Source organism: Winogradskya consettensis (genome assembly GCF_018332715.1).
GTDB classification, from domain to species: Bacteria; Actinomycetota; Actinomycetes; order Mycobacteriales; family Micromonosporaceae; genus Actinoplanes; species Actinoplanes consettensis.
Window position 1 is genome coordinate 365,942 of the sequence record NZ_BOQP01000011.1, and the last position, 14,259, is coordinate 380,200.

Sequence of the window (14,259 nt, forward strand, 5' to 3'; positions counted from 1 at the left end):
GATCCTAGGCCTGGCGAGAGGCCTAGGATCGGCTCATGACCCTCACAGAAGACGAACTGCGCTCCGCCGTCGAGCGGGAACTGCCCGGCGTCCGCGCCGACCTCGAACGACTCGTCCGCATCCCGGGGATCGCGTTCGAGGGCTTCGACCACTCCCACGTGGAGCGGTCCGCGGAGGCGGTGGCGGAGCTGTTGCGCGGCTGCGGGCTCGAGGTGCAGATCGTCCGGGGTTCGGGCCAGCCGGCGGTCATCGGTCACAAGCCGGCACCCGCCGGAGCACCCACCGTTCTTCTCTACGCGCACCACGACGTTCAGCCCGCCGGTGACCCCTCGCTCTGGGAGGGCGACCCGTTCGAGCCTGTCGAGCGTGACGGGCGGCTCTACGCCCGTGGCGCCGCTGACGACAAAGCCGGTGTGATGGCGCACGTCGCCGCGCTGCGCGCTTTCGGTGACGCGCTGCCCGTCGGGGTCGTGGTGTTCGTCGAGGGCGAGGAGGAGTATGGCTCCGAGTCCCTCGACGAGCTGCTCGCCACGCACAAGGAGCTGCTGCGCTCCGACGTGATCGTGATCGCGGACTCCGGCAACTGGGACATCGGGGTGCCGGCCCTCACCACATCGCTGCGGGGCCTGGTCAACTGCTTCGTCGAGGTCAGCACTCTGAAGAGCGCCGTGCACAGCGGCATGTTCGGCGGTGCGGTGCCCGATGCCCTGACTGTGCTCGCCCGCCTCATCACCACGCTGCACGACGACAGCGGGGACGTGGCCATCGACGGTCTGGTCGGTCGCGAGGGCGCCTCGGTCGACTACCCGGAAGACCGCTTCCGGCACGAGGCCGGCGTGCTCGACGGGGTCAAGCTCATCGGCGGGGGCCGGCTCACCGACCGTATCTGGACCAAGCCGTCCGTCTCGGTGCTCGGCATCGACGCCCCGGCGACCGGCGGGGCGCCCAACGCGCTCGTCCCCAAGGCGAAAGCCAAACTCAGCGTGCGGCTCGCGCCCGGTGACGATCCCGACTCGGCCTACGCGGCGATCCGCGCACACCTGGAGAAATACGTGCCGTGGGGCGCCGCGGTCGAGGTGACGCTGGAGAGCCTCGGGGCGCCCTGCGTGATCGACGCGACCGGCCCGGCATACGACGCGGCCCGCTCGGCGTTCGCGACGGCCTGGGACGGAACGGCCCCGGTCGACATGGGAGTGGGCGGCTCGATCCCGTTCATCGCGACGTTCCAGGAGATGTTCCCGCAGGCGGCGATCCTCGTGACCGGCGTGGAAGACCCGTTCTCCGCCGCCCACGGGCCCAACGAGAGCCTGCACCTCGGCGAGTTCGCCCGGGTCTGCCTCGCCGAGGCACTGCTCCTGCGCAACGTGGCCGGGCTGGGCGAGTGACATGACCGACACGGACCTCGACTGCGACGTTCTGGTCACCGGCGCCGGCCCCACCGGGCTGATGCTGGCCAACTGGCTGCTCAAACTCGGGGTCCGGGTCGTCATCGCGGACGGCAAGCCGGGCCCGACCCGTGAGTCCCGCGCGCTGATCGTGCAGGCTCGCAGCATCGAGATCTACGACCAGCTCGGTATCGCCGACCGGGTGCTCGGCGCCGCACACCGTGCCGAGGCGCTGGCACCGGGCTTCGGCAGCCGGGTCTTCGGGCGGATCCCGCTGGGCGCGCTGGGGGAGGGGCTCACCGCGTACCCATGGATCGAGGTCCTGGAGCAGAGCCGCAACGAAGAGATCCTGCACGACAATCTCCTGGCCCTCGGCGGTTCCGTCCGATGGGGTGAGGAGGTCACCTCGATCTCCCCGGCGGACGGCGGAGTCACCGCGGTTGTCGGCGGCCGGACGGTCACGGCCCGGTTCTGCGTCGGCGCGGACGGCGCCAACTCGATCGTCCGCAGATCGCGCGACATCGCCTTCGAAGGCGTCACCAACCCGCACCTGTTCTACGTCATCGACGCGACCGGCGTGGCCGGCCTGGTCAACGACGCGATCAACGTCCGCCCCGGCACCGATGACTTCCTGCTCGGCTTCCCGATGAACGGCCCCGGCAACTGGCGCCTCATCGGCCTGGTCCGCGACAACGACGGCGACGGCAAGGTCACCGAGGACGACGCCCGCGCCCGCATCCGCCGCGACTTCGCCGTCACCTACTCGGCCACCCGCTGGTTCGCGACCTACCGCGTCCACCACCGGGTGGCGGCGGCCTTCCGCGACGGCCCGTTCTTCCTCGCCGGCGACGCCGCCCACGTCCACTCCCCGGTCGGCGGCCAGGGCATGAACACCGGCCTCCAGGACGCCCACAACCTCGCCTGCAAACTCGCCGACGTCATCCACGGCCGCGCCGCCGACGCCTGGCTCGACCGCTACGAAGCCGAGCGCCGCCCCGTCGCCCGCACCCTGGTATCCACCACGGACCGCATCTTCGGCCTGATCACCTCCCAGCGCCGTCCCGTCCGCATCCTGCGCCGCGCCCTCGTCCCGCTGCTCGCCCCACTCGGCGTGCGCATCCTGCCGGGCACAGCGGGCGGCCCGCGCCTCTTCCAGTACGTCGCCCAGATCCGCATCCGATACCCGATGCTCCCCGGCGAACCCCGCGACCCGGTAGTCGGCCGTCGCCTGCCCTGGACCGGCGACAATTTCACCGCACTCCGCGCAACGCACTGGCAGATCCATGCTTACGGACCGGCCAGCCCACCGCCTGACCTCACCCTGCCGTTCCACACTTTCCCCGCGGCGCCGCACACGCCATTGCGTCCTGACCTGCTCTATCTCGTACGCCCCGACGGGTTCGTCGCCTCCGCGGCGTCACCGGCGGAGGCTTCAGACACCTTCCGGCGCGCTCTCCCACCTGGCTGGCGAGAGCCGGGCCGCTATGAACCGGGCGCGGAGGCCATTTGAATCGCGCCGGGGGAGCGGGGTTCGCCTGACGACAAAGGAACGCGCGAGGCGCTCGACATGACCGACGACGACGTGGGCCGGGGCCGGCCGGCTTCATCACCCGGCGTGGGGCGTGCTGGCTTTGTCGCTTGCATGGGGCGTGCGCTGCATTGCGGTGCATGTGGGCGTGCTGGCTTACTGCGGCGATGGGGGCGTGCCGGCTGCATTGCGGTGCATGTGGGCGTGCTGACTTGCTGCCGTGCATGGGGGCGGGCCGGCTTTGCTGCCATGCGTGAGGGCGGGCCGGCTTTACTGCCGTGCGTGAGGCGCTGGGGGAGTCGACCACGGACCTGTTCGGGAGTGGTCGCTGTGGTGAAGTTCGCAGGTGCGGTCTTGATTTCTGCGGCGAGTCGGGGGCTGCAACCGGTGGTGGATCCTGTTAGGATTCGAACATGAGTTCGAATGAGGGCATTGCAGCGCTTCGCGCCGCCGGCATCGCTCTGGGGGACGTCGACGTCTCCGGGTGGGAAGACTCCGCCCTTACCGACCATCTTGCCGAACTGTCCGCCGCGCTCTGCGAGCTCGACGCCCAACTGACCAGGGTTGCGGAGGCTGTCCGGGCTCGCGGTTATCGCATCGCTGAGCCTGTTCCCGCCTGAGGTCGAGGCGGCAGCCTGGCGCCGACTTGTTCGCGGCCGGGCCACCTCTCCCTCGCCCATGGGGAAGCCGACGAGGGTGACGCCGGTGAGATCGAGCTGCCACTGCCGCCGTGGGCTGCCTGTAGCGGGGGGTTTGAAGGCAGTCGTTCGTCGCCCGCGCGCCCGTTCGTCGCCCGCTCGCCCGCCCGTCGCCGTCGACGGGTGCGCGGGCGCGGGCGTGAGGGCGCGGGCGTGAGGGCGCGGGATGGGTGAGAGCTGAGAGTGACCTTGGCAATGGTGGTCATGATCAAATGTGACGGCGGCGTGCAAAGGATTCACTTGGGTGTTGGGGCGTGGTGATGGAGCGCGCTGAGGGTTGGCAACGCGGAGTGGGCGGGACCTCCGGGTTTGCTGTGGTTGCTGTCGCTGATCTTCTGGATGTGGCTGTGGTCTCCTAGCATGGCCGCATGACCGCTGCTGACGTACCGGAATCCGCGGTCGAATCCGCCCAAAATTCGAAGCTCTCAGCCCAGCCGAATCCCGCAGCCCAGCCGAATCCCGCAACTGAGCTGAGCCCCGAAACTGAGTCGAAGCCCACAACTGAGTCGAAGCCCGAAACTGAGTCGAGCCCCGCAACTGAGTCGAAGCCCTTGCGGGAGTCTGCGGGCCCGCAGGAGTCCGCGGCCTTGAAGGAACCGGCGGCGTTGCGAGAACCTGCAGCTCTGCAGGCGTCCGCAGCTTCGCGGGAATCCGCAGCCGCGCCGGAACGCGCAGCTGCACCTGAACCCGCAGCTTCGCCAGAAAGCGCGGTCACACAGGGGTCGGCAGGCCCGCAAGAATCGGCAGCCTTGCGGGCACCGTCGAACTTGCAGGAAAGTGTGCCTCCGCCGGGGAAAACGCGCCGGAATTGGGCGCGGGAGCTGGTGGCGTTGTGGATTTTGGTGCCGCCTTTTGTTGTCACGTTGATTGTTACGCAGATTGGGATTGCGAACAGGGAACTGTGGCGCGATGAGACGGCGACGTGGTTTGCGGCTTCGCTTAGTTTGTCTGATCTGAGCAAGTTTGTTCGCATCATTGATATGGTGCTGTGGCCGTATTACGCGTTCATGCACGAGTGGGTTGTCATGTTCGGCGACAGCCCTACCGCTTTGCGGACGCCGGCGTCTATCGGGATGGCTTTGGCGTCCTCGATGATTGTGCTCGTGGGGCGGCGGTTGTTCGGGGCGCCTGCGGGGCTGGCGGCTGGGTTGTTGTTTGCGGCGGTGCCGGCGATTTCGCGGTACGGGCAGGAGGTTCGGCCTTACGGGATCGTGATGCTGGCTACCGTGTCCGCGATTCTGTTGTTGCTGCGGGCGGTGGAGCGGCCGTCGGTGTGGCGGTTCCTTGCGTACGGGCTGGCCGTTGCCTGGATCGGGTGCAGCCACGTTATTGCCTTGTTGTCGTTGGCCTCGCATGTGGTGATCGCGCTCAGTGCGTACCGGAGGAACAAGCTCTGGACTTTGATCGGGTGGCCTGTTGCTCTGGTGATGGGGCTTGCGATTGCGTCGCCGGTGATCATCGGCGGGCAGCGGCAGGGTGGGACGATCGGATGGATTCCTGACGCCACGTGGGCTCGGGTGGAAACGTTCCCCGGGGATCTGTTCGACAGTCCCGCGGTGGCCGGGTTCTTCCTGGTGGCGGGGATCGGTGCACTGGTCGCACTTGCTTTCGGGAGGCGGGCCTGGACGGCTGTTTTCCTTGCGACGTGGGCGCTGTTCCCGCCGATCTTCGGGTATTACACCTTCCACGAGTTCTACTTTTTCCTGCCGCGCTATTCACTCTTCACGGTGCCGGCGTGGGCATTGCTCGCAGGGTTCGCCGTTCGTCAGATAATTGGTGCCAGTTCGGGAGCGGCAACGGCTGGTGCGATAGGCCGTGGAATTGCCAACGCGGGTTCCTTTGCGAGGGTGCTGACCGCCACCGTGCTCGCGGGCGCGATGCTGACGTTCCTGGCATGGGAGAGTCACGTGGCGGTGCGTGACCCGGCAGGTGGCGGGGAGTTCGCCTTCCGTGACGGTGCGGCATATATCGAGGCCCGCGAGAAGCCCGGCGACGGGGTCATCTTCACCGGGTATCCGAATACGCACCGTGGCTTCCGGTACTACTGGCGTGACCGGCCGCTGTCGGAGCAGCCCCGGGAAGTGCTGGTCGACCAGGCGAAGGTGATCCCGTACTCGTGGGATCGCCCGGCGTGCGCGGACCCCGTCCCGTGTCTCGGCGACACCGAGCGGATCTGGCTCGTCTCCACGGACCCGAGTGGCATCGCGACCAGCCCGTTGAACGCTGTCGACCAGAAGGCTGTCGAAGCGCGGTACACAGTGACGGAGCATGTGGAATTCACGCGGCTGTGGGTCAGCCTGCTCGTACGCAAGCCCGCGAAATGATCGCAAAAATGTCGTAGGTGGCTGCCAGGATGGGACCCGTGCAGTTCCTCGACCTGGCAGCCACGTCAGCGGCGGTCGCAGCGGTCTCCGGCCGGAAGGCCAAGATCGACCTGTTGGCCGCCGCTCTCCGGCGTCTCGATCCCGACGAGATCGCCCCCGGTTCCGCCTACCTCGCTGGTGAGCTGCGCCAACGCCAGACGGGGGTCGGCTACGCGGCCCTCAGGGACCGGCCCGCCCCCGCAGCCGAGGCTTCTCTCACCGTCCGCGAGGTTGACGAGCGGATCGCCGAGATCTCCGTGGTTGCCGGTGCCGGGTCGCAGGCCCGCCGCCGTGAACTTCTCGGATCGCTGTTCACTAAGGCCACCGGGGACGAGCAGCGGTTGCTCATCGGCCTGTTCGGCGGCGAGTTGCGGCAGGGCGCTCAGGCCGGTCTGCTCGCCGACGCCATCGCCCGGGCCGCCGAGGTTCCGGTTACTGCTGTGCGCCGGGCGCTTCTGCTGTCCGGTGACCTCAAGAAGGTGGCGGTTGCCGCGCTGACCGGGGGTGCGCCGGCGCTTTCCGAGATCAGCCTGCAGGTGGGTACGCCTCTCACGCCGATGCTGGCCGCGAGTGCCCCCGATGTCGGTGCCGCCCTGCTGAGCACCGGTGCGCCTGCTACCGCTGACGTCAAGCTCGATGGCATCCGGATTCAGGTCCACCGTTCCGGCGACGAGATCGCCGTGTTCACCCGCAGCCTCGACGACATCACGTCCAGGCTTCCCGGGGTGGTCGCCGCGGTCAGGGCTCTTTCCGTCAATGAAATCGTGCTCGACGGCGAGGCGATGGCCCTCGACGCCAATGGCCGCCCGCGCCCCTTCCAGGAGACATCCAGCCGAGCCGCGACCCGAGCGCCGGCGGGAAACGGGGAGCTCAGGCCGTACTTCTTCGATTTGTTGCATCTTGGTGGGACTGATCTTCTGGACGAGCCGGGCCGGGTTCGCTGGTCGGCTCTGGCCGAGGCGGTTCCGGCTGGGTTGATCGTGGGGCGCCGGACGGTGGAGACCGAGGAGCAGGCGGCCGAGGCCTTCGCGGCGGCGATCGCGGCCGGGCAGGAGGGGCTGGTGATCAAGGCACCGGAGGCTCCGTACGACGTGGGCCGGCGGGGGTCGGCGTGGGTGAAGGTCAAGCCGCGGCACACGCTCGACCTCGTGGTGCTGGCCGTGGAGTGGGGGCATGGGCGGCGTAAGGGGTGGCTGTCCAATCTGCACCTGGGCGCGCGCGATCCGCGTACCGGTGGATTTGTCATGCTGGGGAAGACTTTCAAAGGTCTCACCGACGAACTTTTGCGGTGGCAGACCGAGCGTTTCCAGGAGCTGGCCGTCGACGACAACGGCTGGGTCGTCACCGTACGCCCCGAGCAGGTCGTCGAGATCGCGTTCGACGGCGTGCAGACGTCACCGAGGTATCCGGGCGGCGTGGCTCTGAGGTTCGCGCGGGTTCTGCGTTACCGGGATGACAAGCCCGCTGACCAGGCGGACACCATCGACATGGTCATCGCGATCGGCAACGGCGGGGGTGATCAGAGCGCGGCGAGCGACCGCACATAGTTGACCTGCTGATTGATGGCCGTGACCTGCGCCTGATCGGTGACCGCGATGCGCGACACGTACTGCCGGGTGCCGTTGGTGACGGTGACCTGGACCGTCCCGCGCGGAATCGTCACCTTGACCAGCAGGAACAGCAGGCTGAACACCGTCAGTACGCAGAACCCGGCGATCGACGCCACGATCGCCCACGTCGGGATCTTCGTCTCGTTGTGCCAGTAGTCGTGGACCATCCACGTCGACCCGGGCAGCGGAATGTCACCGGCGGGGGTGTGCACCACCGCCGACGTCACACCCATGTCCCCGATGTGCATGATCACGGGCCCGGGGCCCTGCGGCGCCACCGGCGGTTGAGCGGGCACCCCGGGCACACTCCACGGGTCGCTCGGCGGCGGGCTCTGCGGATACGTCACCCGCAAAACCCTATCCGCGCCCCACCCCGCCCGAAAGCGTCACCCGGCCCGAAAGCGTCACCCGGCCCGAAAGCGTCACCCGGCCCGAAAGCCCTACCAGCCCGAGAGCGTGGCTCACTCAGGAAGCCGCGCGGAAGGCGCAGCAGCAGCCCCCGCAGGCTCACCCAGCCGATCATCGGCCGCCGTAACCCGGTCAACCCGAGCCTTGGGCGCGTCGCCATGGGCTTCTTTACGTGCCTGCCACCCAAAAGCGAACAACGCCATCACCGAGAACAGCCACCACTGAATCGCATATCCACCGTTCTGCCACGAATCCTCGTGATCGATCGGGACGGCGGAAAACCCGGACTCCGGCGAACTGACCAGCACATACGCCCCATAGAGCGGGTACGGGATCCGATCCACCAGATGCGGCAGCGAGATGCGCCGGGTATCGATGCGTCCGTCCCGTTCGGCGATGCCTGAGGGCCGGCTCTCGGACAGATGGACCTGCCCGACAACCGTCACCTCACCGGAAGGCGGCGGCGTGGCGACCGGTGGGGAGATGGCGTCACCGTCGCGGGACGGAACCCAGCCCCGGTCGACGAGCACCGCTGTCCCATCAGACAGGACGAGCGGGGTAACGATCTCGAATCCGACGTTGCCGTCGACGGTGCGGCCGCGGGCCTGGATCTCGTGGGCGGCGTCGTACTTGCCACTGACAGTGATCTTTGTCCAGGCCTTGTCCTTGCCGGGCATGCTGCCCAGCGCACCCGCCGCGGTGGGTTTGACCAGCACGGACGTGAGTGGGACCGCGGTGGCGGAGTCGGCGGCGTCGATGCGGGTGTTGATCGCGCTGCGCTCCTGGTACCGGTGGAGCTGCCAGTTGCCGAGAAGGACCATCACGGCCGAAGCCACCAGCGTGAGGGCCGCCGCGCCCAGCCAGCGAGGGGTGAGAAGGAACCGGTACACGATCCGAGGCTACCCGGGTGCCGACAGGCGGCTGCGGCTGGCAGGTAGGGTGCGACTTTCGGCGGTCATTACCACGATGCCGCCGTTTTCCGTATCCGCGAGGGAGCCACTGATGTCCAGCCAACCACGCCTGGTGGTGAGCGCGCCCTCCTCGGGGCACGGCAAGACCGCCATCGCGGTGGGACTGCTGGCCGCCGCCGCAGGCCGGGGCGTACCCGCGGCGGGGTTCAAGGTCGGACCGGACCACACCGACGCCGCGTACCTCGGGCTGGCCGCGGGACGTCCGGGCCGCAACCTCGACCCGCGGCTGGTGGGTTCGCAGCGCATCGCCCCGCTCTTCGCGCACGGCGCGGCCGGCAGCCACTTCGCGGTTGTCGAGGGCGCGATGGGCCTGTTCGACAGCCTGACCGGGCAGCCCGAGATCGACGGCACGGCGGCGGTGGCGGCTGCCCTGCGCGCGCCCGTCCTGCTCGTCGTCGACGTGGCAGCGATGGGTCACTCGCTGGCGGCGCTGGTCCACGGCTTCCGCATGTTCGACGAGATGGTCCACCTCGGCGGCGTCATCCTGAACCGGGTCGCCTCACCGCGGCACGAGGAGATGCTCCGGACCGCCCTCGACGACATCGGGATGCCGGTCCTCGGTGCCCTGCGCCGCGGTGACCTGCCCGCTGTCCTCCCGGCGCGCGCCCAGGGCCCGGTCCCGGTCGCGCATCGCACGGTCGAGGCGGTCCGGGCCGTACGCCGCCTGGGCGAAGCCGTCGGCAGCGCACTGGATCTCGACCGCATCATGGCGCTCGCGAACACCGCCCCGGCCCTGCCCAGCCCCGCCTGGTCACCCGCCGACGGACTGGACCCGGCGGAGATCCCGGTGCAACGCCCGGTGATCGCGCTGGCAGGCGGTCCGGGCGCGCCCTACACGTACGTCGAAACGGCCGAGCTCCTCACCGCAGCCGGAGCCGACGTGGTGGTGGTCGATCCGCTCCGCGACGAAGCGCTCCCGCCCGGCACGCGCGCCCTGATGATCGGCGCGGGCCTCCCGGAGGGTTACGCGGAGGAACTCTCCGCCAACCGCCGCCTCTGCGCAGCGGTAGCCCAGTTGGCCCACGAGGGCGCCCCCATCGTCGCGGAAGGCATCGGCCTGCCCTGGCTCACCCGCGACTTCGACGGCCGTCCCATGTGCGGCGTCCTGGACGCGACAGCCACCACCGGAACGCAGACGGTAGCCGGATACCGCGAGGCCACAGCCCCGTCGACCTCCCCCCTCGCCCCGGCCGGAGCCCGCATCACCGGCTACAAGCAACACCGCGCCATAGTCGCTCCCCGCGCGGGCCAGATCCCGGCCTGGACGTGGTCGGGCGGCAACCCGGAGGGCTTCGTCTGGCGCCAGGTCCACGCCTCCCAGCTCGGCCTGCACTGGGCCGGGGCCCCGGAGATCGCCCGCCGCCTGGTCGCCGCCGCACTTCCCGGTCACCCCCAGCAACCCCCGGCAGCCCAGGCCCCGACCGTCCCCATCACCCCGCCCGCGCCGTCTCCGCTCCCGGCCCAGCAGCAGAGCCCACCCCCCACCGGAGATCCGAACGAGGCCACACTCTCCCTCTCGGCCGTAGACCTCCAGAACCAATGACATAAGTACGCCCGGCCATGTCCTCCACTGCAAAATCTTGCTCGCCGCAGGGCTGACCACCGTCACGCTCGGCGCGCCTGTCCACCTCGGCGTGCCAGAAGTCCATCTGGGCGTGTGTACGTCCATGTCGGCGTGTCGAAACGCGACACGCCGACCGGGCAAATGTCGGAGGACAGCCTTACGGTGAGGATGTGTGTGAGAAGGGAGAAGAACCATGGCCGACCGTCTGCCCCTGGATTTCGACCCGCCGGTCCGGCAGGTCCGTAACCTGCTGCTGGGCATCACCGACGATCACCTGACCGCTCCCACGCCGTGTCCCGGCTGGTCGGTCGGCGACCTCCTTGACCACCTCCTCGGCCTGGGCTGGGCCTTCACCCAGGCAGCCAACAAGAAAACCGACGCCTCCGGCACCACGGCCCCGCCACCCGCACCGGCCGCGGCCCACCTGACCCCCCATTGGCGCATCCGCCTCCCCGTGGTCCTGGACGACCTCTCCCGGGCCTGGAAACAACCCGCAGCCTGGGAGGGAACATCCCAGGCAGGCGGCGTGACGATGCCGGCCGCCGTAACCGGAGCCGTAGCGGTCAACGAGCTCACCATGCACGGCTGGGACCTCGCCCGAGCCACCGGCCAGGAATACGCCGCCGACCCCCGCATCCTCGACCACCTCCTCGAATTCCTGGCCCAATACCCGCCGGAAGGCACCCCCGGCCTTTTCGGCCCCCACCACCCCCTCCCCGACGATCCCACCCAGCTCGACCACGCCCTCGCCCTCACCGGCCGAAACCCCCACTGGCGCCCCACCACAGCCGCCCACTGACCCCCACGCCTGCCCGGGCCGTGCGCTCTCGCCTGGGCTGTGCGCTCTCGCCTGGGCCGCTCATGTCCGGGCCGCTCATGTCCGGGCCGCTCACGCTTCCGAGGCTGCGCCCGCACGCCTGCCGAGCCGCCGCGTCCACTTGCCCGTTCGGACGCCGCCCTCGGGCTCGTGCCCCGCTCGCTGATCGCCGTCGGCCCTGGCAGCGGCCGGTCGTCGGGCGGAGGCTTATCGATTCTTTATGCCGTGGCTGAGAAAGTTGCGGACCATGGCATGAGGGGGTAGTCGGGGTGCGGGTGCTGGTGGCGGATGACGAGCGGGTTCTGGCCGACACGGTGGCCGAGGGGTTGCGGGACTTTGCGATGGCGGTGGACGTCGTCTATGAGGGGAATGCGGCCAGGGAGCGGGTGATCGTCAACCGCTATGACGTGGCGGTGCTGGATCGGGACATGCCGGGTGCGACGGGTGACGAGTTGTGCCGGGAGATGATCGAAGCGGGCCTGGACACCCGGGTGCTGCTGCTCACAGCGGCGGCGGGGATTCGTGACCGGGTCGAGGGCCTCGGTCTCGGGGCGGATGACTATCTGACCAAGCCGTTCGCGTTCGCCGAGCTGGTGGCCCGGGTGCAGGCGCTCGGGCGGCGCGCCAACTCAGCGCGTAAGCCTGTTCTGGAGCGGGACGGGATCGTGCTGGACGTGCCGCGGCACACCGCGTCGCGGGACGGGCTGACGCTGCGCCTGTCGCCGAAGGAGTTCGCCGTGCTGCATGTGCTGCTGCGGGCGGACGGCGCGGTGGTGAGCGCCGAGGATCTGCTCGAACAGGCGTGGGACGAGCACGCGGACCCGTTCACCAACGCCGTGCGGGTCACCGTGATGACGTTGCGCAAGAAGCTCGGCGACCCGCCGATCATTCACACCGTTCCGCGTACGGGATACCGGCTGGGCACATGATGCTGCGCTCCCCGCGCTGGCGGGCCGTGCTGATCTGCGCCGCGGTGCTGTTCGCGGGAATGCTGATCGTGGGTGCCTCGGAGCAGGCGGCGGCGCTGTGGCAGAGCCTGCTGGACCCCGGCTGCATCCTGCCGTCGGGCCGGATCTCGACCACGCTGATCTGCCGGAAGATGTACCTGCCGCAGGACACGACCGGCACCTTCCTGATCGTTCTCCCGCTGGTCGTGCTGGCGATCGCCCCGGCCGTACTCAACTGGGCGGTCCGGCCGATTCGTGATCTCGCGGGTCAGATCGACGCTCTCGGCCCGCAGAATTTCGCCTACCGGGTCCGTAGCCCGCGTCGCGGCGGGGAGATGACCCAGCTGGCCGAGGCGGTCAATGCCATGATCGCCCGGGTGGCGGTCGGCTACGAGTCGCAGCGCCGCTTTGCCGCCGACGCGTCGCACGAGTTGCGCACCCCGCTGGCGGTGCAGCGCACGCTCATCGAGGTCAGCCTGGCCCGCAATCCCAGCCCCGACAAGCTGCGCGTGGTGGCCGAGCAACTGCTGGAGACCAACGAGCGCAACGTACGCCTGATCGAGGCACTCCTGGTCCTGAGCGAGAGCGATCGCGGGCTGGCCTCCCGCAGCGCCCTGCGACTGGACGTCATCGTGGCCGCCGTCGTGGCCGAGCACCGCACCCGGGCTGCCGAGGCAGCGGTGACCATCACCACGCAGCTCGCGGCGCGGGTCGTGATCGGCGAGCAGGTGCTGCTGGAGCGTCTGGTCATCAACCTCGTGCAGAACGCGATCAAGTACAACCGGCCCGGTGGCACCGTGCACGTCCTAGTGGGCGCGGATCCGGCGCTGGTCGTGGCGAACACCGGCGACGACGTCCCGGCCGAGTCCGTGGCGGGATTGTTCGAGCCGTTCCGCCGGCTGAACGGCGTACGCATCGACCACAGCGGCGGTGTCGGTCTTGGCCTGACCATCGCCCGTTCGATCGTGCACGCGCACGACGGCACCATCGCAGCGACCTCGACCGGGCACGACGGCCTGCAGATCGCGGTGATGCTGCCCGCCGGAGACAGCATAAAGAAGATGTAAGGACGGCGCTTACGGCCGCGGAATGCCGCGAATCCGATAGTTGCGGCATGCGACGACGTATGTGGATCCCCCTGGCAGTGCTGACGACCGGACTGCTGCTCACCGGCTGCGGCTCCTCGGCTGACGAGGCTGCCGAGAGCACCGCCTCGGACCGGGCCGGCGCGAGCACGACGGATGAGGTTACCAATCGCCAGAACGCGGAGAAGGAGATCGCGGACTGCATGAAGGCGAAGGGTTTCCAGTACGAGGTCCCGCCGCCCCTGACGACCAATGCCCCGTCCGCGGACTACTCCGGGACCGCGAGCCTGCTCAAGAGCGACGACGAGCTGCGGGACTTCCGCAAGAAGTACGGCTTCGGCATCTACGCCCAGCTCGTATGGCCGGACGACCCGGAGGTCAGGGAGCCCACGTCGGCCCCGAACCCCAACGACGCGATCCGGTCCGCGCTCGACCCGACCCGGCAGAAGGCGTACGACGCGGCCCTGGGCAGCGAGTCCAAGGGTGGTTCCGATGCCGACGGGTGTGCTACCGCCGCCGCCAAGAAGTACTTAGGCACCACCGACCTCGACTCGGCCGAGACCAGGGAGGCCAAGCGTGCCTACGAGAAATACCGGACCGACGCGAAGGTCGTGCGGGCCGCCCGGAAGTACGCCGACTGCCTGACCGGCAAGGGTTACAAGGTCCCCTCGGCCGAGCCGGGCCAGGTCGAGAACGGCGTGTACGACTCGATCGTCGACCCGCTGCAGGACGGCGACGACGTCACCGCGGCGCAGGCGAAGAATGAGCTGCCCCGCGAGGTCAAGGCAGCGCTGGCCGATCTGGACTGCCGCGGTGACTACGCCGAGATCACCCGTACGCAGTACGCCGCGGTCGCCGTCCGGGGCGGCGGGGAAGGCTGAGC

General features: G+C 69.3%; 12 protein-coding genes. 10 read left to right on the forward strand and 2 right to left on the reverse strand.

Annotated features, from left to right (window positions below; translation table 11 throughout):
* Positions 1–35: 35 nt before the first annotated feature.
* The 5 genes from Aco04nite_RS14115 to Aco04nite_RS14135 all read left to right on the forward strand — a co-directional run bounded on the left by Aco04nite_RS14115 (position 36) and on the right by Aco04nite_RS14135 (position 7,521).
* Positions 36–1,385 carry a dipeptidase gene (locus Aco04nite_RS14115; protein ID WP_212997667.1) on the forward strand — a complete coding sequence of 450 codons (1,350 nt, stop codon included), beginning with the start codon at positions 36–38 and terminating at the stop codon, positions 1,383–1,385.
* Position 1,386: 1 nt separating this feature from the next.
* The gene (locus tag Aco04nite_RS14120; protein WP_212997668.1) at positions 1,387–2,895 is read left to right on the forward strand and encodes an FAD-dependent monooxygenase; all 1,509 of its coding nucleotides are present in this window, start codon (positions 1,387–1,389) and stop codon (positions 2,893–2,895) included.
* A 431-nt stretch (positions 2,896–3,326) separates the two neighbouring features.
* Positions 3,327–3,533: a hypothetical protein gene (locus Aco04nite_RS14125; RefSeq protein WP_212997669.1), complete on the forward strand. Its 207-nt coding sequence runs from the start codon at positions 3,327–3,329 to the stop codon at positions 3,531–3,533.
* A 446-nt stretch (positions 3,534–3,979) separates the two neighbouring features.
* A complete protein-coding gene (locus Aco04nite_RS14130) occupies positions 3,980–5,935 on the forward strand; it encodes a glycosyltransferase family 39 protein (protein WP_212997670.1) in 1,956 nt (651 codons plus the stop codon).
* Positions 5,936–5,964: 29 nt separating this feature from the next.
* Complete coding sequence (locus Aco04nite_RS14135; RefSeq protein ID WP_244875993.1) at positions 5,965–7,521, forward strand: ATP-dependent DNA ligase; 1,557 nt, start codon at positions 5,965–5,967, stop codon at positions 7,519–7,521.
* Here Aco04nite_RS14135 and Aco04nite_RS14140 read toward each other — a convergent pair.
* Both Aco04nite_RS14140 and Aco04nite_RS14145 read right to left on the reverse strand, forming a co-directional pair.
* Positions 7,494–7,931 (reverse strand): hypothetical protein, encoded by a 438-nt coding sequence (locus tag Aco04nite_RS14140; RefSeq protein WP_244875978.1) that lies wholly within the window; start codon positions 7,929–7,931, stop codon positions 7,494–7,496. The genes Aco04nite_RS14135 and Aco04nite_RS14140 overlap by 28 nt on opposite strands.
* Before the next feature lie 114 nt (positions 7,932–8,045).
* Positions 8,046–8,882, reverse strand: a complete 837-nt coding sequence (locus Aco04nite_RS14145; RefSeq protein WP_212997671.1) for an SURF1 family cytochrome oxidase biogenesis protein — start codon at positions 8,880–8,882, stop codon at positions 8,046–8,048.
* A gap of 112 nt (positions 8,883–8,994) precedes the next feature.
* Here Aco04nite_RS14145 and Aco04nite_RS14150 point away from each other — a divergent pair, with 112 nt between their 5' ends.
* From Aco04nite_RS14150 to Aco04nite_RS14170, 5 genes are all read left to right on the forward strand, one after another.
* Entirely contained in the window at positions 8,995–10,506 is a 1,512-nt protein-coding gene (locus Aco04nite_RS14150; RefSeq protein ID WP_244875979.1) for a cobyrinic acid a,c-diamide synthase CobB, read from the forward strand.
* 214 nt (positions 10,507–10,720) lie between these two features.
* Complete coding sequence (locus Aco04nite_RS14155) at positions 10,721–11,326, forward strand: TIGR03086 family metal-binding protein (protein ID WP_212997672.1); 606 nt, start codon at positions 10,721–10,723, stop codon at positions 11,324–11,326.
* A gap of 287 nt (positions 11,327–11,613) precedes the next feature.
* Positions 11,614–12,273, forward strand: coding sequence for a response regulator transcription factor (locus Aco04nite_RS14160; RefSeq protein WP_212997673.1), 660 nt, complete (start codon positions 11,614–11,616; stop codon positions 12,271–12,273).
* On the forward strand, positions 12,270–13,358 hold the full coding sequence (locus Aco04nite_RS14165) for a HAMP domain-containing sensor histidine kinase (protein WP_212997674.1): 1,089 nt from the start codon (positions 12,270–12,272) through the stop codon (positions 13,356–13,358). Before Aco04nite_RS14160 ends, Aco04nite_RS14165 begins: the two co-directional genes overlap by 4 nt.
* Positions 13,359–13,405: 47 nt before the next feature.
* Positions 13,406–14,257, forward strand: coding sequence for a hypothetical protein (locus Aco04nite_RS14170; RefSeq protein WP_212997675.1), 852 nt, complete (start codon positions 13,406–13,408; stop codon positions 14,255–14,257).
* Positions 14,258–14,259 lie beyond the last annotated feature (2 nt).